The following is a 22,419-nucleotide window of genomic DNA, read 5'->3' on the forward strand; positions in this document are numbered from 1 at the left end:
TGGACGCATTTTTCATTTTCTACATTTTTATTGTAAGGACATCTTCAGATTCCTTTGCTTTTTTCACGACACGATAGGATGAATATCCACTTACCTCTTCAAATTCGTTGCAAATCTTTTTTTCTTCTGCTTTACTTGGAACAATTTCTTTGAACCTGCGATAGGCATCCATTAACCTCGAACGATTAATTCCTTTTTCATAAGCTTTCTCAATACACTCAAAAAATGCAATGACATCAACTGTTTCTTCCGTACTCCAATCGATTAAAATCGGATATTGGTAATCCATACTATCATACTCCTCGCTCTCTTCACAGAAGCACTTCATATACGATATCCACTCTTTTCGAATGGACTCAGCTTCTCTAAGCTTCCTTATTGTAGATTATATACTAATGGTATGTCAGTGATTAGTCCAGTTTCCTGACCTCCCCATGCAAAACCTTTGTCTATTTTACCATCATATATCTATTGTTTGTTAGAAACTCAACTAATATCATCCTTAAGTTATTCGAAACCACCTGAATTTTTTAATCGCAAGCATTTATTTTCTCCACCTATTTGCGAACGCCTCCGCTTTCGATTCTGCAGAATTTTAGATGGAAGATTGTCTATTATTTTTGTTGACTGTCTGAATTGATAACGGTATAATTCATTTGTTTTAATAAAAATACAAATTTCGACATAATTGAAATCCATTATTGGTTCAATTACTACAATTAGTATAAAATCGAGATACTATCATTCATACGATAGATCATCTGTTGTATCTCTTGTACATGCACATTTTGTAGAATATGAAGAGCAAAATAAAGACACAAAAAAATACAGAAAAAGAAGGTGGGAACGACATTGCCACAACATGAAACTCCATTATTCACTGGTTTAATTAACCATGCTAAAAAAAATCCAATTCAATTTCACATTCCAGGACATAAGAAAGGTGCAGGAATTGATCCTGAATTTAAAAACTTTATTGGCGATCATGCATTATCAATCGATTTAATCAATATCGGACCTTTAGATGACCTACATGCACCAAAAGGAATCATTAAACAAGCTCAGGACCTTGCAGCAGAAGCATTTGGAGCAGATTATACTTTCTTTTCTGTTCAAGGTACAAGCGGAGTGATTATGACAATGATTATGGCCGTTTGTGGACCAGGAGATAAAATTATTGTGCCACGTAATGTACATAAATCGATTATGTCGGCCATCGTTTTTTCAGGAGCAATTCCTATTTTTATTCATCCTGAAATTGATAAAAATCTAGGAATCTCACACGGAATAACAATAGATGCTGTTGAAACTGCTCTAGAGCAACACCCTGATGCTAAAGCAGTTCTTGTTATTAACCCAACTTATTTTGGGGTTTCTGGTAATTTAAAGAAGATTGTTGAAATTGCTCATTCCTATGATGTACCTGTATTAGTTGATGAGGCACATGGTGCTCATATTCATTTCCATGAAGAATTACCTTTAAGCGCAATGCAGGCTGGTGCAGATATTGCAGCAACAAGTGTTCACAAGCTTGGAGGTTCCATGACACAAAGCTCAATACTGAATGTTAAAGAAGGACTAGTGTCTCCACAGCGAGTGCAATCGATATTTAGTATGTTGACCACTACTTCTACCTCTTATTTGTTATTAGCTTCACTCGATGTAGCAAGGAAACAACTAGCAACTAAAGGTCATGAATTAATTGAAAAAGCAATTAACTTAGCTAATTACACAAGAGCAAAAATAAATGAAATCGAAAATATCTATTGTATTGGAAAAGAGATCCTTGGCACAAAAGCAACTTTTGATTATGACCCGACAAAATTAATTATTCCAGTTTATAAATTAGGAATAACGGGCTATGACGTTGAAAAATGGCTCCGTGAAAAGTATCAAATAGAAGTTGAATTATCTGACCTATATAATATTTTATGTATTATTACACCCGGGGATACGAAGGAGGATGTCGATACACTAATTAAAGCCCTTCAAGAGCTATCAAATGAGTTCCCAATAGAGAATGGCCAACTAAACAATAAAGCACACATTTTATTGCCTGATATCCCTCTATTAGCATTAACGCCTCGCGATGCATTTTATTCAGAGACAGAAGATATTCCATTCGAGGAATCTGCCGGAAGAGTAACTGCTGAATTTGTAATGGTATATCCACCTGGTATACCGATTTTCATTCCAGGTGAGATCATAACCGAGGAGAACTTAACCTATATTACGAAAAACTTAGAAGCTGGGTTGCCAGTCCAAGGAACCGAAGACCCAACTTTTAAAAAGATTAAAGTAATTAAAGAGCACCGCGCTATTAAATAAGCGCGTAAATGCCTCGATCAGCCTCGGGCAAATAAGCCGATTAGGAATTGAAGGTGTTTTTTACCTTCAATTCCTGATCGGCTTAGACCCAAGAGGGGCCGGACGCTTACGCTGGATGTCGTGCGCTTATCCACAGTACAAGAATTTTATAATTTTCCAAACAAAAAACAAAGCACGCGAATGAATTATTCGCGTGCTTTGTTTCCCCTTTATTCCCTATATTAAAACCCCTTAATCAACCTCTGCTTGTAGTTTCTTAACTACTTCATTGCATTCATGATGATCGCATTTCCCATAAAATGTTGTCACTTTTTCGACTTCAATATGACCGATTGTAGTGTTGCATTCTTGACATACGATTGTTCCCATTTTAATACCCCTTTTCAATTATGAAATTTATCAGTCTCAAATTCTCCCAATCTTTGAAAGCGATTAATTATTTGTTACCTTTATAATAATATGTCACAATAGATCCGTCAAGTACTAATTTGTATAACACATTTATTTATTTTTCTGGATAAAAGAACATTCTATAGTCAAAACACGTCAACTAATGTAACACTTATGTTCCCTCTATGGATGCTTTGTCCAAATTTTGACCATTTCTGTTTTCTTTTTTATCCTTGAAATTTCAGCTTACTTACAATCTTTAGCTTAAATCTCGATTGAATGAAGCGAGACTTTCATCAGAAGGAGCCTTATCACCAGTTAAGAATTGGATAAAAAAATAAGCGAAACAATTGTTGACCTAACGCAAAGAGCAAAAGCGAACATAATGAAATGATGATTGCTCGCTTTCTTGTTTTTAATTGTGTAAAAGCAAGAAGATAAGATAAATAGAAAAAGAGGATAAGTAAGATCGATTTTGCCATTAGACTGTCTTTATTCGACAACCAACGCACAATACTATATCCACTCCATAAAATGAAATGATAACAATAAACCAAACTCCACGAAAATTTCATATCACCTACTCCCCCTCACAATACTTACTTTAAGGTTATGCAACAAAATCGTGAAACTTCCTTCATTTCCTTCTCTTCCTTTTTGACGAATTCTAATTTCCGAAAATCCCCTGCTTTTTATTTCATTTTCCATACTTTATGTAGAAAATCTAGTTATTTTTCATTTGTGTAACAATTAGATAACAACAGGAAGAAAATTCAATTAATATGATAAAATAGGTGTAATTTAACATAAAGGACATATGAAATTCCTTCTATACTTTATAAAGTTGGACTTCCATTTTTGAGTTTTTCTTCATCCCATCACTATCCGTGTATGCTGCATTCGAAACCTTGGATAGGCGTTTTACTGTCCGTTATAAGACCGGGATAAATAAATATTGAATTAGACCTAGTTACTATTTATCAAAAGAGGTGGGCAAGGATGAAAAGACTAGTACTCATTGCCTTCATCATATCAATTATCTTACTCACATCATGTGATAATAAGCTTTTTTCATCTGATGGAAGCGATGAAGAACATATACAAGATATACAGCTATTATTTTATTCTGATGTTGCTAATATTGATCGTGAAGCAGTTTACTATGATGCATTACTAGATATTAAAAAAGAGTTCCCTGAAGAATTCCAAAACATGAAGGTGATTTCTGAGAAGAATGATAATAAAAAGTATGAAGTCGATATTTATCCTTCTCTCCTTGTTATTGAAAAAGAGGAGGTTGTCGTCCAAATCGAAGGCGCTGTTTTAACTAAGGCGGAAATTATTGAACCTATCGTTCATGCACTGGCTCAATAAAGGGAATAAATGAACTCAAATCGTGGTCTCAAATTATTTTTAATGATGTTATGTAATTAAGCTAGTATTCAATTTTTAATAGAAAATTGAATACTAGCTTAATTCTTCCCTCTAAAAAATCACTACGACAAGAAGCTAATGTTTTTTACTTAAGAAAAGCGCAAGTGCCTTGATCAGCCTCGGGCAAATAAGACGATCAGGAATAGAAGGTGTTTTTATCTTCAATTCCTGATTGGCTTAGACCCAAGAGGGTCCGGACGCTTGCGCTGGACAATTCTCGAAACCAAAACTTATAAATTCTGATATAAAAAAATAAGCTTTAGCCCTTGATCGAGGGCTAAAGCTTATTTATTTCACTATTTACATTATTTTACGATATGGATTGGAGTACCAATAGCTACTTCTGCAGCTTCCATTGTAATTTCACCAAGAGTTGGGTGAGCATGAATTGTCATAGCAATATCTTCAGCAGTCATACCCGCCTCAATTGCTAAACTTAATTCAGAAACCATATCAGAAGCGCTAGGACCAGCAATTTGAGCACCGATGACTAAACCATCCTCTTTACGAGTAACAAGTTTTAAGAAACCGTCAGTGCTGTTTATTGATAACGCACGTCCATTAGCAGCAAATGGGAATTTAGCAGCGACAATTTCAATTCCTTCTTCTTTTGCTAATGCTTCTGTATATCCAACAGTTGCCAATTCTGGCTCAGAGAATACAACGGCAGGAATTCCTAAATAATCAATTTCAGCTTTTTCTCCAGCAATTACTTCTGCAGCAATTTTTCCTTCATAAGAAGCTTTATGAGCTAATTGAGGACCTTCTACGATATCACCAATCGCGAAAATGTTTGGAATATTTGTGCGACATTGCTTGTCAATTTTGATGATACCTCTTTCACTCATTTCAACACCAACTTGCTCTAAACCAAGTTCATCAGTGTTTGGACGACGACCAACTGTAACTAATAAATAATCAGCTTCAATAGTTTTTTCTTCGCCTTTTACTTCGAATGTTACTTTTACGCCAGTATCTGTTTCCTCAACGCTTTTAGCTGAAGCTTTCGTATGAATTTCAGCACCTTTTTTCTTAAGGCCACGTTTAACTAGAGCGCTCATTTGCTTTTCAAAACCTACTAAAATGTCATCAGATGCTTCGATGAAAGTAACTTCAGTACCAAAGTTTGCATAAGCCGTTCCAAGCTCGATTCCGATAACGCCTCCACCAATTACAACAAGCTTTTTAGGAAGCTCTTGAAGGTTTAACGCACCAGTTGAATCGATTACACGCTTCGAATATTTGAAGCTTGGAATTTCAATTGGACGTGAACCAGTTGCAATGATTACGTTTTTAAATTTGTATGTTTGTGATTTTGTTTCATCCATAACTTTAATTGTTTCGTTATCAACGAAATAAGCTTCACCATAAGCGACGTCAATTTTATTACCTTTTAGTAATCCAGCGACACCGCCAGTTAGTTTTTTCACAACACCTTGTTTAAATTCTTGAACTTTTGCGAAATCAACCGTTACATTTTCAGCTTTAATCCCCATATCTTCTGAGTGTTGAGCCTCTTCAAAACGGTGACCGGCTGCAATGATTGCTTTTGAAGGAATACAACCTACGTTTAAGCAAACTCCTCCAAGAGTACCTTTTTCTACTACTGTTACCTTTTGTCCTAATTGAGCAGCGCGGATTGCTGCAACATATCCGCCAGGGCCTGCTCCAATGACTAGAGTATCTGTTTCAATTGGGAAATCTCCAACTACCATCGATTACGCCTCCATTAAAATTAATTGTGGATCATTAAGTAAACGCTTGATGTGATTAAGAGCATTTTGAGCTGTAGCACCATCGATCATTCTGTGGTCAAAACTTAGTGATAGAGCTAGAACCGGCGCAACTACGATCTCACCATCTTTAACTACTGGTTTTTCTGCAATACGTCCGATACCTAAGATTGCTACCTCTGGATGGTTGATAACTGGAGTAAACCATTGTCCACCAGCAGATCCAATGTTAGAAATTGTGCAAGATGCACCTTTCATTTCATTAGGAGCAAGCTTACCATCACGTGCTTTTGTAGCAAGTCCATTAATTTCATCTGAAATTTCAAAAACAGATTTACGTTCTGCGTTTTTCACAACTGGTACAAGCAGACCTTTTTCAGTGTCAGCAGCAATACCAATATTGTAATAATGTTTTTGAACAATTTCATCTGTTTTATCATCAAGTGATGTATTCAACACTGGATACTTTTTAAGTGCTGAAGTTAGAGCCTTCACTACGTATGGTAAATACGTTAATTTAATACCTTGCTCTGCTGCAACATTTTTGAATTGTTTACGATGTGCAACTAAGTTTGTAACATCAACTTCATCCATTAATGTTACGTGTGGAGCAGTATGTTTCGAATTAACCATTGCTTTTGCAATTGCTTTACGAATTCCACTCATTTTTTCACGAGTCTCTGGAAGTTCTCCTTCAGGAATCGCTTGAACAGCAGCTGGTTTAGCCGGTTTTTCTTCATTTGCTACAGAAGTTGCTTGCTCAGGAGCTGGAGTAGCCGCTACACCGCCACCTTGTAAGAATGAGTCAACATCTTCTTTTAATACACGTCCATTTTTGCCGCTACCAGATACTTGACGGATGTCAACATCTTTTTCACGTGCATATTTACGAACAGTAGGCATAGCAATAACACGTTTAGAAGGATCAACCTCAACTTCTTGTCCAGCTGCAGCTGTTTCTTCTACTGGTGCTTCTACTTTTTCTTCTTGTTTCGGCTCATCATCACCATGATCACCTTTAAATTTCAGGTTTTCATAACCAGGTGCATCAAATGTAATAATAGTTTGTCCAACTGTTGCTACCGTTCCTTCTTCAACATTTACCGTAGTAACTGTCCCTTTAACTGGTGATGGAATCTCAACAACAGCTTTATCATTTTGTACCTCTAGTAGGACATCATCTTCTTCAACTTTGTCTCCAGCCTTAACGAACCACTTTACGATTTCACCTTCGTGGATACCTTCACCGATATCAGGCAGTTTAAATTCGAATGACAATTCACTCAACCTCCAATTGGATTGTTAATTAACTCTATTTTGCAAGGTATAGTATTAGAAATTAATTACTTTTTTAGCTGTTTCAATAATGTCTTTATAAATTGGTAACCAAATATTTTCAGCTTCAGTAAATGCATATACAGTATCTGGTGCTGTAACACGAAGTACTGGTGCCTCTAAGCTAAGAATTGCACGATCTGTAATTTCAGCAACAACGTTAGCAGCAATACCAGCTTGTTTTTGCGCTTCTTGAACAACGATTGCGCGACCTGTTTTCTCTACAGAAGCAATAATTGTTTCAATATCTAATGGACTAATTGTACGAAGATCGACAACTTCTACAGAAACACCTTCTTTTTCCAGTTCTTCTGCAGCTTTTAGTGATTCATGTACCATAGCACCGTAAGTAATGATTGATAAGTCAGTACCTTCACGTTTCACATCTGCTTTACCAATCTCGATTGTGTATTCTTCTTCTGGAACTTCCTGACGGAATGAACGGTATAATTTCATATGCTCTAAGAAAACAACCGGATCATTATCACGGATTGAAGCGATTAATAGTCCTTTTGCATCGTATGGTGTTGAAGGAATAACAACTTTCAATCCAGGTTGTTGTGCAACAAGACCTTCTAAGCTATCAGCGTGAAGCTCTGGCGTATGTACGAACCCACCAAATGGAGAACGAATTGTAACAGGGGCTGTCCAACGTCCACCAGAACGGTAACGCATACGTGCCAATTGTCCACTTAATGAATCCATTACTTCATATACGAAACCGAAAAATTGAATTTCCATTACTGGACGGAATCCAGTTAAACTAAGGCCGACTGAAAGACCACCGATACCAGACTCTGCAAGAGGAGTATCGAATACACGATCTTCACCGAATTCTTTTTGAAGTCCTTCCGTCGCACGGAAGACGCCACCATTCACGCCAACGTCTTCTCCGTAAACGAGGACGTTTTCATCATTTTTTAGCTCTACGCGTAATGCATCAGTGATGGCTTGAATCATTGTCATTTGTGCCATGGCTTATTTCGACTCCTTTGCTTTGTAAATTTCATATTGCTCTTTTAAGTTATAAGGCATTTCTTCATACATATTATCCATCAAGTCAGTTACTTTTTGTTTTGGATATTTATCAGCTTTTTGGATCGCTTCTTTAATATCTTCTTTCGCTTGTTCAATTGTTTTGTTTTCTTCTTCTTCGTTCCAGATTCCTTTTGCTTCAAGGAATTTACGGAAACGAACTAATGGATCTTTTACTTCCCACTCATTTTCTGTTTCTTTTGTACGGTAACGAGTTGGGTCATCTCCAGCCATTGTGTGTGGACCATAACGGAATGTCAACGTTTCGATCAATGTTGGACCTTCACCATTTATTGCACGCTCACGAGCATCACGAACTGCTGCATAAACTGCTAATGCATCCATACCATCAACTTGTATACCTACGATACCAGCTGCAGCTGCTTTTTGAGCAATTGTTTGTGCTGCTGATTGTTTTTCAACAGGAGTAGAGATTGCATAACGGTTATTTTGAACAACGAATATTGCAGGAGCTTTGTATGCACCAGCAAAGTTAATTCCTTCGTAGAAGTCACCTTGAGATGCTCCACCATCACCAGTATATGTGATTGCAACGGCTTGCTTACCTTTCTTTTTAAGGCCTAGAGCTACACCAGCTGCTTGAATGATTTGAGCACCGATAATGATTTGTGGAGATAAACAATTTACTCCTTCAGGCATTTGGTTACCATGGAAATGTCCACGTGAGAATAAAAATGCTTGATATAATGGAAGGCCATGCCAAACGATTTGTGGTACATCACGGTATCCCGGTAAAATCCAGTCTTCTTTTTCTAATGCATATTGTGAAGCAAGTTGTGAAGCCTCTTGACCTGCAGTAGGCGCATAGAAACCTAGACGACCTTGACGATTCAATGAAATTGAACGTTGATCTAAAATACGTGTATAAACCATACGACGCATAAGTTCTTTTAACTGTTCATCAGTAAGATCAGGCATAGCCGCTTCATTTACGACTTTACCTTCTTCATTTAAAATTTGTAATGTTTCGAACTGCTTAGAAATAGCGTCAAACTGTTTCTTACTGTCAACAAGAGTGCTTTTTGTTTTTGCAGCCATTTTATAACCTCTTCCTTTCTTGTTTTAAGAGTGTTTGTTCAATGTATCATTCCTTGTAGATATTTCACGAGCTTGATTCTGCACTTTCACGTAAAATATACAGTTTCAAGTTATCCCTTTAGATCTACTCGCTTCATACATTTGAACTTAGTTAGTCTTTTAGTAAGAGAATTCCAATACACACAGCCATAGGGTACCCTAAATTAGGATAATTGACACAACGTTTTCGAATTCTAACCTACTTAACTATTACCTCTTTTGAGAATGCTTTCATAATTTCTCTATGTATGGTAGAAAGACTCTATATAATTAACACTGTATTAGTTTAATTCAAGCACTAACTAATACACAGTTATTTAATTCATTACCTAGTTTACACCAATGTTTGATGGTCCGTCAATTAGTTTGTATAAGGTTTTTTTTAAAGACTGTTCAGCAACTTTTTTAAAAACAACATCAAAAACCAAATCTGTACTACTACAATTTTTCTCTCTGTAATAGTGTTTATAGTACAGACCTAAATTAGAATAATTCGTTAATGAAAATCCTTGCATTTGTCATTCGATTTCATATTCATCCAAACTTCAGTAAGTTTTTTACAATTATAAAAACCCAATCGCATCGATTGGGTTTTTATAAACATACTATTTGCTTTCATCAACATTTAAAGATGCATTTTCATAGAACTCCATCTTCAATTTATTATACTCTTCTGTTAACTCGTTAAAAACATCATTTTGTTGCATGACAATTTTATAGGTATCATTCACCTTTTTTATTTGCGCTTCAAGCTCTTCAATTGTTAAATCCTCTTTTTGGAGCATTGTATATAGTTCTTTATCATATGAAATCGACGTTTTATACGAGTCAAATAAGCTCTCATAGGCAGAGTAACGATTCTCCATTGTCGTTTTTATTTCTTTTGCCTTTTCTGCCAGCTTTTCGTCTTTTATTTTTTCAATTTCTTTATTTACTAATTCAAATTCTTCTTTTGAAGCCTTAATGCTTTCATATTCAGCCTCAATTCTTGTTTCACGATCTTCTAATACGGTAACGGCTTCGTTAGATAAAGCTACTACCTTGTCAAAATCTTTCAATCCAATATCCATAATCTCGTTATAAAGTTCAGATTCTTTCTTTTCTAGCTCTTTTAATGGTTGCTGCTGTTCTTTAAATGGATCCTCTAATGTGACAACTTTCTCGAAAATCGTATAAATATTTTCCTCTGGAGAGGGACCTGAACAACCAGATAGTAAGATAAATAATAAACTTATAATTAAGCTAATTCGAAATATTTCCTTTTCCCCTTTTTTAAACAAAAAATCTCCCCCCTAAAAGCATAAGACAATTTCTACTATAAGGTGTTCTTTCAATTTTTACAATCTCCCTACAAATAAAAAAACTTAATTAACTTTTTACTCACTACAATTATGTACTCAACATTACATCATATGAACTTGTCTGATTTTTAGACCATCACAAATTACTAATCTAATCTTCGAATACGGCTGATAATCAATGGGAGCAACAAAAAAGATATATGGAGAATAGTTGCCCGTTTTCATCCGAACAGTCCCTCCTTAACAATAAGGGAACCACTCTAAAAAATATTACGAAATAGGCGATTGACTATACATATCTGCCCTTTTTACATAGTGTGTATTATACGTCACCAAGGCGTAATCATTAGGAGGTCGTAAAATATGTATAATTATGGTTGTGAACAACATTGTGGATACGGATATGCAGCTCCAACTCACTGTCATGGAAATAGCTTTGCATTAATCGTTGTTCTTTTCATTTTACTTATTATTGTTGGTGCAGCTTATTTAGGTTGTTAATTCACTACTCCAAAGAGGGCTAACATGTATACTTTAACCTTTCAGGAGGTTAAAAAAACTTATTTATTAGCCCTTTGCCCATTTTGTACTAGTATAATTGTTGCTAATTGGACAGTAGGCCTGCTGAACCCTTTTCGTTTCGAACTTCTTCCTTTATAATCTTATATATATCAATTATTGTTCTATTTTCTCTTGTACATAAGCAAAGACGAATTTGCAAATTCTACAGCACCATTATCTACATATTTTAAGTTTTTTTTGATTATAAAGCGTGAATTCAATTAGTAAGGTGCTTATCTTTATCCCCACTGATGATGGTTGAGATTTACATTAGCTTTTACTAGTACCTACCGCATGCTGCGCTTCTTTGATTCATCACAAACTATAGAAGTGTTGGAATTACTGCCAGTTCATGTGGGATAAATGGTCTGTCAATTTTAAAGGAGTGTTTCATCATGATTACTATGGAGAATATTATTAGAGAAGGTCATCCTACGTTAAGAAAAGTAGCTGAGGAAGTTGCCTTACCAGCTTCAGAACAAGATAAAAATACGCTAGTAGATATGCTTGAATATGTTAAAAACAGTCAGGAACCTGAAATATCTAAAAAGTATGGATTACGTCCAGGTATTGGTCTTGCTGCGCCACAGATTAATGTTGCTAAACGGATGATCGCGATTCACGTAGCAGATGAAAAGGACGTCTTACATAGCTATGCTCTTTTTAATCCAAAAATTGTTAGTCATTCTATCGAGAAGAGTTTTTTAGCAACTGGAGAAGGTTGTTTATCTGTAGATCGAGCAATTCCTGGTATCGTTCCACGTTATGCTCGGATTCGTGTTAAAGCTACAAGTTTAGAGGGTGAACTACTTGATATCCGGTTGAAAGGAATGCTTGCAGTTGTTTTCCAACATGAAATTGATCATTTAAATGGTATCATGTTTTATGATCATATTGATGAAAAAAACCCGTTTCAAGAACCTGAAAACGCAATTGCAATTAATCGTTAATTTGGCCATTTAGTTGATTTAATATTTCCGTAAATCACGCCTTTACTATTGAACAAATGTCGCTCTAGTATAAGACGTGATTTACGTTAAATTTTACGGGCAGTAATCATTTAGGACCCCAATACAACCACCTTATTTTCCTCACTCAAAAATTCAAACAAAAAAGATTAAACCTATTCCCTATTCGTTGAGGTATTCTCACCGAACAATAACTTGTGCGAAATTTCCACGAATCTCCATGTAAATCAAAATTAATTTATACATATACTATCGTTGAAAGTTTATCTATTGTACGGTTTCTCCACTCAAAAACCATTCCTTGCAGATTTAGCGAGTATTTTTAGAATAGGAGGTAATTGAACATGCTAAAAAGAATAAAAAAAACAATTCGAAAACAATGGAATAACCTTTTAAAACGGAAAACGATTGCCTAATAACTTTTCATGCCTTTAAAACAAACTCTCTTTGCACCGGAATATATCAAGACCTTTCCTTGCTAATATGTGCACTTTCCCCACTCTTCACTTGATTGATTCTCATCAGCATAAAGGTGAGGGGATGCTGTCCCTGAATCAGGAATGAATCGATTTGTTACGCCTAATTTCAGTTAAAGGGTCATTTTATTTTCAAAATCAGTAAAAAACATGATTTAAAATAGAAAATAAGATGTAACACATTTGGCTCTAGGCTTGGCTTGAACGTAAATATCGCATATAATAGAAAAAGTTAGTCTAACATACGGAAGTTAAGGAGAGATTTGGAAGATGATTTTCAAAGTGTACTATCAAGAAAAAAATACTGATGTACCTGTGCGTGAAAGAACAACTACTTTATATATTGAAGCAGCTACTGAGGGAGAAGTTCGTTCTAAACTAAAAGACCGTCCTTATAATATCGAATTTGTTTCACCAGTTGATGGAGCATATTTAGAATATGAAAAGCAAAGTGAAAACTACAAAGTATTGGAGATTTGATTGGTATGAAATTTGTTAAAAATGACCAAGTAGCCGTTTTCGCCCTTGGCGGGTTAGGTGAAATTGGTAAAAACACGTACGGTGTGCAATTCCAGGATGAAATCGTCCTTATTGACGCTGGTATTAAGTTCCCAGAGGACGAATTACTTGGAATAGACTATGTAATTCCAGATTACAGTTATCTAGCTAAAAATGTAGATAAGATCAAAGGCTTATTTATTACGCACGGACATGAGGACCATATTGGTGGTATTCCTTATTTACTTCGTCAAGTAAACATTCCTATTTATGGTGGAAAACTCGCTTTAGGTTTATTAAGAAATAAACTTGAAGAGCACGGATTATTACGCCAAGCTAAATTGATCGAGATTCAAGAAGATGACATCATAAAATTCAGAAAAACATCTGTTACTTTCTTTAGAACTACACATAGTATCCCAGATGCTTATGGAATTGTTGTGAAAACACCTCCAGGGAATATCGTACATACTGGTGACTTTAAATTTGATTTTACACCAGTTGGTGAACCAGCAAACTTAACTAAAATGGCTGAAATTGGCCGTGACGGTGTTCTTTGTTTACTATCTGATAGTACGAATAGTGAAGTTCCTAATTTCACTATGTCTGAGAGACGTGTTGGTGAAAGCATTAATGACATTTTCCGAAAAGAAGACGGACGGATTATTTTTGCTACATTCGCTTCTAACATCCATCGTCTCCAACAAGTTGTGGAAGCGGCTGTAAAGAATGGTCGTAAAGTGGCAGTATTCGGAAGAAGTATGGAGGCTGCCATTCAAATTGGACAAGAATTAGGTTATATCAATTGTCCTAAAGATACGTTTGTTGATGCACATGAAATTAACCGTACACCAGCGCATCGAGTTACAATTTTATGTACTGGTAGTCAGGGTGAACCAATGGCTGCCCTTTCTCGCATTGCAAACGGCACTCATCGTCAAATTCAAATTATCCCTGGAGATACTGTCGTCTTCTCATCTTCACCAATCCCAGGTAATACGATTAGCGTTAGCAAAATAATTAATCAGCTATACCGTGTTGGTGCAGAGGTCATCCATGGACCATTGAGTGACATTCATACCTCTGGTCATGGTAGTCAAGAAGAGCAAAAACTTATGCTACGCTTAATGAAACCTAAATACTTCATGCCTATCCACGGTGAATATCGCATGCAAAAAACACACGCACAAACTGCTGTAGACTGTGGTGTCGAAAAAGAAAATTGCTTTATCATGGATAATGGAGAAGTTTTAGCAATTGGCGATAATGAAGTGAGTATCGCAGGTAAAATCCCATCTGGCTCTGTCTATATTGATGGAAGCGGAATTGGTGATATCGGAAATATTGTCTTACGTGATCGACGTATTCTTTCTGAAGAAGGGCTTGTCATTGTCGTTGTCAGCATTAATATGAAAGACTTCAAGATCTCTGCAGGTCCTGATATTATTTCTCGAGGGTTTGTGTATATGCGTGAATCTGGTGACCTAATTAACGATGCCCAAGCGCTCATCACTAAACATTTAAATAAAATTATGGAACGCCGTACAAGCCAGTGGTCTGAAATTAAAAACGAAATTACAGATACACTCGCACCTTTCTTATATGAGAAAACAAAACGTCGTCCAATGATCCTTCCAATTATTATGGAAGTTTAATGCAACAAAAGCGCTTGAGCTAGATAGCGCGCACTTAGCCACGGTACAAGAATTTTTGAAATTCGCTAAGCAATAAAAAAAGAGTGAGGTGACGATTTAATCGTCTTCCCCACTCTTTTTTTACTCCAATTAGTCCCCTAAAAGTCTTTTTTCAAATCGACTGATATCTGCATCTGCGCCAATAACAATTAAAATATCATTTTTCTGAATAATCTCAATTGCTTGTGGTGATACAATAATATCTTTATTTCTCTTAATAGCTACAATATTAATCCCATATTTCGCTCGAATATCTAAATCAATAATTGAATGTCCATGTAGACGATGGTTGGCAACGATTTCCACAATACTATGCTCATCAGAAAGCTCTAAATAATCCAATACATTATTCGAAACAATTTTATGAGCAATCCTTCTCCCCATATCTCTTTCCGGATGTACAATTCGATCTGCACCAATTTTAGAAAGTACTTTTTCGTGGTAATCATTTGTCGCTTTTACAGTAATATCCTTTACACCTAATTCTTTAAGAATGATTGTTGTTAAAATACTTGCTTGAATATTGTCACCGATTGCCACTATGACATGGTCAAAATTACGAATACCAATACTTTTTAGTACAGTTTCATCAGTTGTATCACCGACAACTGCATGTGAAGCAATATTTGCAAACTCATTTACCTTATCTTCATCGACATCAATAGCCATAACTTCTAATCCTTCTTCACTAAGTGATTGACAAATGCTTCCGCCAAACCGACCTAGTCCAATCACTGCAAATTCCTTTTTCATCACTTAACCTCCACTTACTAAAGAACATGGGTCGCCATTTTCAATGCTGACGACTTCTTTTTTAAAAGCACACTCTAAAAGACTTCCAGCTAAAAAAAAGCGTACCACATATTCTTTATTTTTAACAGAGGCTCAAATAGATGCAACTTGCCAACTCGTTAACTTATCTATTCCCTTTTACATAGTCTGCATCAAATAGGAACAGACGCATTAAAAGAATAAGTGACGGTACAAGAAGTAGAAGTCCCGCGATGAAGGCAATAACAAGTGCCATACCCATCGTTTCATTCGTGTAAGCTGATGAAATTGTTACAAAAGGTTCTAAAATATACGGTAGGTGCGATGCCCCATACCCGAAAAACGCAAAGAAAAACTGTAGCATAACAAGTATAAATGCTGTTCCATAATTTTTCTTAGTATAAATAAGATACGTTGCAATCAAAAAGAACAATAATGATAAACCAAACATCCACCAGATTCCAAGCATATTTTCAAAATGCCGTGGGTTATGCCGTTGCAAGGAAATAAACACAAGTAAACTAGCTAAAATTGTTGGTGGAGCCCAAATCAGGGCAAACCTCCGTAAGAGCTTGATTGCCGGCTGATCATTCGCTCTTGCTGAATAATATGTTAAAAATGCAGCACTGATAAAGAGAACTGAAACAATTGCTAAAAAGACAACACTCCACGAATAAAAGCTTGTAAAGAGTTCTTGTGCTAAGAAAACAACAGTATTGTTCCTTTCCTCTAAAAATCCACCTTCCGAAATTGTTAATACCGTTGATAGCGAGGCTGGAATGAACAAACCTGTAGCCCCGTATAAAAAAGTATAGACCATACTATCCTTAGACCCATAGTTTCCAAACGCATAAAATGATCCACGAATAGCTAGCAGGATTAAGGCAATGCTTCCTGGTATTAATAAAGCAGTGCCGAAATAATAGGCGGTTTGCGGGAAAAACCCTACAATTCCCACGAAAAAGAAAACAAAAAAGACATTTGTCACTTCCCAAACAGGTGATAAATATCGACTTATCAGGTTGTTTACAATATCATCACGCTTTGTAAACTTCGCATAAAAGGCAAAGAAGCCTGCTCCAAAATCAATTGATGCAACTATTAAATAACCGTATAAAAATATCCATAAAACTGTCATCCCTATGATCGGAATATCCATTTTTACACCCCCCTATGATTTAAATCTAAATTCAAGTTCCGCTTCTGCAGGATTATTTTTAAAAATCTTTCTTAACACTATTATTGTTAACGTGCCTAACACTCCATATAGAAGAAAGAAAAAAATAAGCATTAACCATACATAATTTGACGTGGTTGCTGCTTCTGCTACTTTCATATAGCCTCTTAAGATCCATGGTTGCCTTCCCATCTCTGCATAAAACCAACCTGCTTCGATCGCGATAATTGCTAAAGGTCCCGCTATTACAATTGGCCATAAAAGCCAAGCTTTGAACGGATCTCCCTTTTTCCATATCATTAACACAACAAATACAAGTGAAATGAATAACGTATACGATCCGATCGTTACCATAGTGTCAAAGAAATAATGAATGATTAAAGGTGGTCGTTCATCTTCTGGAGTTTCATTTAAGCCAGTAACTTCTGCATTAAAATCACTATACGCCAAAAAACTTAACATTTTTGGGATTCGGATTGCATTTTTTATCTCACCTTGTTCATTCAACGTACCAAAAAGAATCAAGTCCGCACCCTTTTCTGTTTCGAAATGCCACTCACCAGCTGCTAATTTTTCTGGTTGATATTCAGCTAAAAACTTAGCAGAAATATCTCCATCTAAAGCAGTCAAAAAAGAAAAGATTAATCCGGTAACCATTGTTAATTTGAGAGCCTTTTTGTGATACTCCCCTCTTCTCCCCTTCAAAATCATAAACGCGGTAATTGCTGCTAAAACAATCGTCGATGTCATGATTGCCGACGTTGCGACATGGAATATTTTCGTTGGTGCTGCTGGATTAAAAAAAGCCGCAACTGGATCTATCCCTGTTAACGTTCTGCCCTCTAGCGTAAATCCTTGAGGTGTATTCATAAATGCATTAACGACCGTAATGAACATTGAACTAAGTATTGAACCACCAAAGATTGGAATTGATAACAACCAATGATAAATAGGCTTTTTAAAACGATCCCACGTATATAAATAAATTCCTAGAAAAATTGCCTCAAAGAAAAATGCGAATACTTCCATAAACAAAGGCAAACTGATGAGTTGTCCAGCTACCTCCATGAAGCTTGGCCAAAGAAGGGAAAGCTGCAGTCCAATAATTGTCCCTGTTACAACACCTACAGCAACTGTAACAACAAAGCCTCGTGCCCACCGTCTAGCTAAAAGATTGTAATGCTGGTCATTTCTTTTTATTCCAATGAACTCCGCTAATGAAATCATGACAGGAACTCCGACACCAAGTGTTGCAAAAATAATATGAAACGCCAATGTTAATGTCGTGAGCATCCTGCTGAGTAAGACGCCATCTAATTCTGCCACTCTTTAACAACTCCTTTTATCCTCAAATTTGCATAAAGCGGATGATTCAACTATGAATAATGTGACACTTTCTTAACTAAGTACCCGACCATAAGTTGGTTAGTTGCTTAATCTAATTCTTTGAGTATAATTTCATTTGGTATTATTTCCAAAAAAGTAATTATCATCCCGTTTATCAAATTCATTTCACTAGATACAGTATCTTCCTATAGGAGATACTGTTGGTTCATCTGCACTAAACACCCACTATATTTTAATGTGGTAAAATTAATAGATAGAAAAATTATCTGAGGACAAGTATGGATTAAAATTTATCTACTATCCCTTTTCCGTACTCATTAGGAGGATTTGGCGGTTTTATTTTTAGTATTTGTCATTTACATTAGCTTGGATTCTTGATCCAATTACTTTTCTACTCATCTGAAGATTAATAATTGTACACACGAAGGCTATTACAACCTAGTATTTAAAAAAATGGATTATTTATTATTTTAGGGATTTCTTTTGGGGTACCCTTTACGATGGTTTGGGGTTGGTAGATTGGATAGGAGTTCTAGAGGGAAGGAATCTCAATTTAAAGCAAAAACGTTCATCGTTATAGGACTCATGATTGTTGTTACTAAGTCCTATCACATATGAACGTTTTTTGTTTGTCTTATTTGTTTGCCGTTTCTAATTGGAGCTTACAGACTGAAGCTTTGATTTGAAAATAGCTGATGTCATCTGGAAGGGCTTCTTTAAGAGGTTTTAACATTTCAGTCCCTAGCTCATAAACCTTTTCTACGATTAATGCTTCTTGTTCTGCAGTAAAAATTTGTGACCAATCAATCGGATTTCCCTCTTCTACAGCTCGAATCAGATGATTTTGAACCGTTATCTCTGAAAGACCTCTTTCCAAACTAATATCTTTAATTGCTTGACCATCATGATACATTTGATAGCTAGTAAGATGACTAGCAGCTTTATCTGTTACAACTCGTTGCTTTTCCATTATCACTTCACGTTCGATCGGAATGGATCTCTCAACCTTCATGTATTCACAGATTGCAGCAATAAAATCCTCACCATATCGTTCTAGTTTTGTCTTCGCAACACCTTTTACAGTTAAAAATTCTTCATCGGTTGTTGGACATTTACTACTCATGTCTTTTAAACTACTATCTGAAAATATAATATATGGAGGCACACCAAGACTTGAAGCTAATTCTCTTCTTACCTGCTTTAGTTTTTCAAATAGTTCATCATTTGTATCAATTGCCTGGATTGTCATTTGTTCTTTCTTAAAGACCTGTTGTTTTTCAACTAATACTTGCCTAGCTTTTTGACTTAACTCTAATACTGGATATTGTGCATTCGTTAATGATAAATATCCTTCTGCTATGAGAAAATCGATAAAATCAACAATTTGTTTCTCCGTTTTTTGTTGCATTAATCCGTAAGTCGATAGCTTCCCAAATCCAAATTGCGTAATTCGTTTATTTTTCGAGCCTTTCAATACTTGCGCAACTAATGTTTTACCAAATCTTTCATCCATCCGTTTTACACATGAAAAAACCATTAATGCGTCATTTGTCACATCAATTTTCGAACGAGTATCACGGCAATTCATACATTTTCCACAATCAGCATGGGCCGTAGTTTCCCCGAAATATTCGATAATATATGTTTGAATACATTTTTCGGTATGACAAAGGTCTACCATCTGTTGGAGCTTTTGGTATTCATGCACTTTTTTTTCATCACTCAACGACGTTTGCTCGATTAAAAACTTTTGCAGTTGGATATCTTGTCCTGCAAACAAAATGGTACACTCACTCTTTTCGCCATCTCGCCCCGCACGACCAGCCTCCTGATAATAGGCTTCAATATTCTTCGGTAAATTATGATGGATGACATAGCGAACATTAGACTTATTAATCCCCATCCCAAACGCATTCGTTGCAATCATTACTTCCAGTTGATCAAATAGAAATTGGTCTTGATGCTCAGCACGTTCCTGTTCTGATATGCCAGCATGATATTTCCCTACTTTGATCCCGCTCTTTTTTAAAAATTGATATAGTTCATCAACTTCCTTCCGTGTTGCTGCATAAATAATTCCGGCCTGCCCATGATTTGCTTTTATATATCTTGTAATATAATCTCGTTTATTTTCACCTTTCATTACATTAAAAGTTAAATTATCCCTTGCAAATCCTGTTATATAAGTATTTGAAGGAGAAATATCCAATAAATCACAAATATCAGACGTAACTTCCTTTGTTGCAGTTGCTGTCAATGCAATGACAATTGGTCTTGTTGCAAAATCGCTTATCATTTTTTTTATACTGCGATAACTTGGTCTAAAATCATGTCCCCATTGAGAAATACAATGGGCTTCATCAACTGCAACCATCGAGACGTTTAACGATAAAAGTAACGAACGGAAGGATGGAGTTTCAAGTCGTTCTGGTGCAATATATAAAATTTTATACACGCCATCTCTTACTTCTGACATTCGATCATTTAATTCATTGACAGTAAGACTACTATTTATATACGTGGATGAGATCCCAACACTTGTTAGTGAATCTACTTGATCCTTCATTAATGAGATTAATGGTGAAATGACGATCGTAATCCCGTCCATCAGCAAGGCCGGCACTTGATAGCAAATCGATTTCCCGCCACCTGTCGGCATAATTGCTAATGTATCATTTTCAGCTAATACACTCTTTATAATATCTTCTTGACCCTTTCTAAAAGAAGAGTACCCGAAGTAATCATTTAATTGTTTCTCTGCTTGCTGTAGCATGTAATCACCCTAGTTCCTTTATTGTATCTAGTAAACGAACAATCTTTACTTCCTTACTAGTATAGCATGATTAGATATGACAATTTTCGATTCTTCCAATTTTGAGTTTTACCTTTTTTACAAAATTTCGATTTCAACTAATTATCATCATTTACATGATTGCGCCTTTTTGAGAAATATTACATGTTATATGACAAACAGATAACGAACTGTTTTCAGGTTAATGACAACCCCCAAAAAACAGCACACTTCTACAAATTTTATAAAAAAGCGAGCAGAAAAGAGGTTTTTTATCATGATGTTAACAACTACTGAAATTGGCATAGATTTAGGAACAGCAAATATATTAGTTTATAGTAAAAATAAAGGTATTATACTAAATGAACCTTCCGTTGTTGCGATTGATAAAGTAACAAAAAAGGTTCTAGCAGTAGGGTCAGAAGCTAAAGATATGATTGGAAAAACACCCGGTAAAATTATTGCAGTTAGACCATTAAAAGATGGGGTCATTGCAGACTACGATATTACGACAGATATGTTAAAACATATTATGAAAATAGCTGCACGAAAGCTTGGGATGTCGCTTCGGAAGCCGACTGTTGTCGTTTGTACGCCATCAGGTGCAACCTCTGTGGAAAGAAGGGCGATTCAAGATGCAATTAAAAGTGCTGGCGCAAAAGAAGTACACTTAATCGAAGAGCCAGTAGCTGCTGCAATTGGTGCAGATTTACCTGTCGATGAACCAACTGCAAATGTTGTTGTCGATATTGGTGGTGGGACGACTGAAGTAGCGATTATTTCATTTGGTGGTGTCGTTTCATGTCATTCCATTCGTATAGCTGGTGACCAATTAGACGAGGAAATTATTCAATATGTTCGTAAAAATTATAATTTACTAATAGGTGAACGAACTGCTGAAAAAATGAAAATAGAAATAGGCTACGCGTTAGTTAAACACGAAGAAGAAACAATGGATATTCGCGGCCGTGATTTAGTGACTGGGTTACCGAAAACGATCACAGTTTCCTCATTTCAAATGCAGGACGCAATGAAAGAATCCCTTTTACACATCTTAGAAGCCATTCGCGCTACTCTCGAAGATTGTCCGCCAGAACTGAGTGGTGACATTGTTGATCGAGGGGTCATCTTAACTGGCGGTGGTGCTTTAATGAAAGGTATTCAGGAATGGCTTAGTCAAGAAATAGTTGTTCCGGTTCATATAGCGCCAAGCCCATTAGAATGTGTTGCTATTGGTACGGGAAAATCATTGACCGTTATAAGCAAATTGATGAAATCAGCTAAATAAGTAAGAAAAGCGCAAGCGCCTTGTTCAGCTTCGGGCAAATAAGGCGCTGCAGCTGGACAATTCTCGAAGCCTAAACTTATAAATTCTAAAAACACTAAGAAGCCACGATGCAAGTCACAATTCGTGGCTTTTTTTAATGAATAAACGTATTTACATAAAATTTACATAATCTCTTAGCATTAAAACACTTTTCT

General features: G+C 36.0%; 19 protein-coding genes. 7 read left to right on the forward strand and 12 right to left on the reverse strand.

All coding sequences use genetic code 11. The annotated features are described in order from the left end of the window. Window positions 1-19: 19 nt before the first annotated feature. Window positions 20-289, reverse strand: a complete 270-nt coding sequence (locus K9V48_RS00480; protein ID WP_224135872.1) for a UPF0223 family protein — start codon at window positions 287-289, stop codon at window positions 20-22. Window positions 290-852: 563 nt separating this feature from the next. Here K9V48_RS00480 and K9V48_RS00485 point away from each other — a divergent pair. After that, on the forward strand, window positions 853-2,328 hold the full coding sequence (locus K9V48_RS00485; protein WP_224135881.1) for an aminotransferase class I/II-fold pyridoxal phosphate-dependent enzyme: 1,476 nt from the start codon (window positions 853-855) through the stop codon (window positions 2,326-2,328). A gap of 231 nt (window positions 2,329-2,559) precedes the next feature. Here the strand turns inward: K9V48_RS00485 and K9V48_RS00490 are convergent, their stop codons facing one another. Continuing rightward, window positions 2,560-2,697: a GapA-binding peptide SR1P gene (locus K9V48_RS00490; protein WP_224135883.1), complete on the reverse strand. Its 138-nt coding sequence runs from the start codon at window positions 2,695-2,697 to the stop codon at window positions 2,560-2,562. A 332-nt stretch (window positions 2,698-3,029) separates the two neighbouring features. After that, entirely contained in the window at window positions 3,030-3,293 is a 264-nt protein-coding gene (locus K9V48_RS00495) for a hypothetical protein (protein ID WP_224135885.1), read from the reverse strand. 424 nt (window positions 3,294-3,717) lie between these two features. Between K9V48_RS00495 and K9V48_RS00500 the strand changes: the two genes are divergently transcribed. Next, on the forward strand, window positions 3,718-4,092 hold the full coding sequence (locus tag K9V48_RS00500) for a hypothetical protein (protein ID WP_224135887.1): 375 nt from the start codon (window positions 3,718-3,720) through the stop codon (window positions 4,090-4,092). A gap of 365 nt (window positions 4,093-4,457) precedes the next feature. Here K9V48_RS00500 and lpdA read toward each other — a convergent pair whose 3' ends face one another. From lpdA to K9V48_RS00525, 5 genes are all read right to left on the reverse strand, one after another. Next, the gene (gene lpdA / locus K9V48_RS00505) at window positions 4,458-5,867 is read right to left on the reverse strand and encodes a dihydrolipoyl dehydrogenase (protein ID WP_224135888.1); all 1,410 of its coding nucleotides are present in this window, start codon (window positions 5,865-5,867) and stop codon (window positions 4,458-4,460) included. Window positions 5,868-5,870: 3 nt separating this feature from the next. Further along, entirely contained in the window at window positions 5,871-7,163 is a 1,293-nt protein-coding gene (locus K9V48_RS00510) for a dihydrolipoamide acetyltransferase family protein (RefSeq protein WP_224135890.1), read from the reverse strand. 54 nt (window positions 7,164-7,217) lie between these two features. Continuing rightward, window positions 7,218-8,195: an alpha-ketoacid dehydrogenase subunit beta gene (locus K9V48_RS00515; protein ID WP_224135892.1), complete on the reverse strand. Its 978-nt coding sequence runs from the start codon at window positions 8,193-8,195 to the stop codon at window positions 7,218-7,220. Window positions 8,196-8,198: 3 nt separating this feature from the next. Continuing rightward, window positions 8,199-9,314 (reverse strand): pyruvate dehydrogenase (acetyl-transferring) E1 component subunit alpha, encoded by a 1,116-nt coding sequence (gene pdhA, locus K9V48_RS00520; protein ID WP_224135894.1) that lies wholly within the window; start codon window positions 9,312-9,314, stop codon window positions 8,199-8,201. A gap of 644 nt (window positions 9,315-9,958) precedes the next feature. Beyond that, entirely contained in the window at window positions 9,959-10,633 is a 675-nt protein-coding gene (locus K9V48_RS00525; RefSeq protein ID WP_224135897.1) for a YkyA family protein, read from the reverse strand. 384 nt (window positions 10,634-11,017) lie between these two features. On the opposite strand from K9V48_RS00525, the gene K9V48_RS00530 reads away from it, so the two are divergent. The 4 genes from K9V48_RS00530 (at window position 11,018) to rnjA (ending at window position 14,812) form a co-directional block, all read left to right on the forward strand. Continuing rightward, the gene (locus K9V48_RS00530) at window positions 11,018-11,155 is read left to right on the forward strand and encodes a YjcZ family sporulation protein (RefSeq protein WP_224135899.1); all 138 of its coding nucleotides are present in this window, start codon (window positions 11,018-11,020) and stop codon (window positions 11,153-11,155) included. A gap of 455 nt (window positions 11,156-11,610) precedes the next feature. Continuing rightward, on the forward strand, window positions 11,611-12,165 hold the full coding sequence (gene def, locus K9V48_RS00535) for a peptide deformylase (protein ID WP_224135900.1): 555 nt from the start codon (window positions 11,611-11,613) through the stop codon (window positions 12,163-12,165). A gap of 764 nt (window positions 12,166-12,929) precedes the next feature. Next, entirely contained in the window at window positions 12,930-13,139 is a 210-nt protein-coding gene (locus K9V48_RS00540; RefSeq protein ID WP_224135902.1) for a DNA-dependent RNA polymerase subunit epsilon, read from the forward strand. Window positions 13,140-13,144: 5 nt separating this feature from the next. Then, on the forward strand, window positions 13,145-14,812 hold the full coding sequence (rnjA, locus tag K9V48_RS00545; RefSeq protein WP_224135904.1) for a ribonuclease J1: 1,668 nt from the start codon (window positions 13,145-13,147) through the stop codon (window positions 14,810-14,812). Between the two features lie 129 nt (window positions 14,813-14,941). On the opposite strand, the gene K9V48_RS00550 is transcribed toward rnjA, so the two are convergent. From K9V48_RS00550 to recQ, 4 genes are all read right to left on the reverse strand, one after another. Next, window positions 14,942-15,604, reverse strand: coding sequence for a potassium channel family protein (locus K9V48_RS00550; RefSeq protein WP_224135906.1), 663 nt, complete (start codon window positions 15,602-15,604; stop codon window positions 14,942-14,944). A gap of 163 nt (window positions 15,605-15,767) precedes the next feature. Beyond that, window positions 15,768-16,781, reverse strand: a complete 1,014-nt coding sequence (locus K9V48_RS00555) for a cytochrome d ubiquinol oxidase subunit II (RefSeq protein ID WP_224135908.1) — start codon at window positions 16,779-16,781, stop codon at window positions 15,768-15,770. 12 nt (window positions 16,782-16,793) lie between these two features. Beyond that, complete coding sequence (locus K9V48_RS00560) at window positions 16,794-18,125, reverse strand: cytochrome ubiquinol oxidase subunit I (protein WP_224135910.1); 1,332 nt, start codon at window positions 18,123-18,125, stop codon at window positions 16,794-16,796. 655 nt (window positions 18,126-18,780) lie between these two features. Beyond that, window positions 18,781-20,919, reverse strand: coding sequence for a DNA helicase RecQ (recQ, locus tag K9V48_RS00565; RefSeq protein WP_224135912.1), 2,139 nt, complete (start codon window positions 20,917-20,919; stop codon window positions 18,781-18,783). Window positions 20,920-21,217: 298 nt separating this feature from the next. Between recQ and mreBH the strand changes: the two genes are divergently transcribed. Beyond that, complete coding sequence (gene mreBH, locus K9V48_RS00570; RefSeq protein WP_224136103.1) at window positions 21,218-22,225, forward strand: rod-share determining protein MreBH; 1,008 nt, start codon at window positions 21,218-21,220, stop codon at window positions 22,223-22,225. The last annotated feature ends 194 nt before the right edge of the window (window positions 22,226-22,419 follow it).

This window comes from Metabacillus rhizolycopersici, from assembly GCF_020075705.1.

Coding starts and splice junctions, on each gene's coding strand:
- K9V48_RS00480 (WP_224135872.1), bottom strand. CDS start 289: ATGGATTACCAATATCCGATTTTAATCGATTGGAGTACGGAAGAAACA.
- K9V48_RS00490 (WP_224135883.1), bottom strand. CDS start 2,697: ATGGGAACAATCGTATGTCAAGAATGCAACACTACAATCGGTCATATT.
- K9V48_RS00495 (WP_224135885.1), bottom strand. CDS start 3,293: ATGAAATTTTCGTGGAGTTTGGTTTATTGTTATCATTTCATTTTATGG.
- K9V48_RS00500 (WP_224135887.1), top strand. CDS start 3,718: ATGAAAAGACTAGTACTCATTGCCTTCATCATATCAATTATCTTACTC.
- lpdA (WP_224135888.1), bottom strand. CDS start 5,867: ATGGTAGTTGGAGATTTCCCAATTGAAACAGATACTCTAGTCATTGGA.
- K9V48_RS00515 (WP_224135892.1), bottom strand. CDS start 8,195: ATGGCACAAATGACAATGATTCAAGCCATCACTGATGCATTACGCGTA.
- pdhA (WP_224135894.1), bottom strand. CDS start 9,314: ATGGCTGCAAAAACAAAAAGCACTCTTGTTGACAGTAAGAAACAGTTT.
- K9V48_RS00530 (WP_224135899.1), top strand. CDS start 11,018: ATGTATAATTATGGTTGTGAACAACATTGTGGATACGGATATGCAGCT.
- def (WP_224135900.1), top strand. CDS start 11,611: ATGATTACTATGGAGAATATTATTAGAGAAGGTCATCCTACGTTAAGA.
- K9V48_RS00540 (WP_224135902.1), top strand. CDS start 12,930: ATGATTTTCAAAGTGTACTATCAAGAAAAAAATACTGATGTACCTGTG.
- rnjA (WP_224135904.1), top strand. CDS start 13,145: ATGAAATTTGTTAAAAATGACCAAGTAGCCGTTTTCGCCCTTGGCGGG.
- K9V48_RS00550 (WP_224135906.1), bottom strand. CDS start 15,604: ATGAAAAAGGAATTTGCAGTGATTGGACTAGGTCGGTTTGGCGGAAGC.
- K9V48_RS00555 (WP_224135908.1), bottom strand. CDS start 16,781: ATGGATATTCCGATCATAGGGATGACAGTTTTATGGATATTTTTATAC.
- recQ (WP_224135912.1), bottom strand. CDS start 20,919: ATGCTACAGCAAGCAGAGAAACAATTAAATGATTACTTCGGGTACTCT.
- mreBH (WP_224136103.1), top strand. CDS start 21,218: ATGTTAACAACTACTGAAATTGGCATAGATTTAGGAACAGCAAATATA.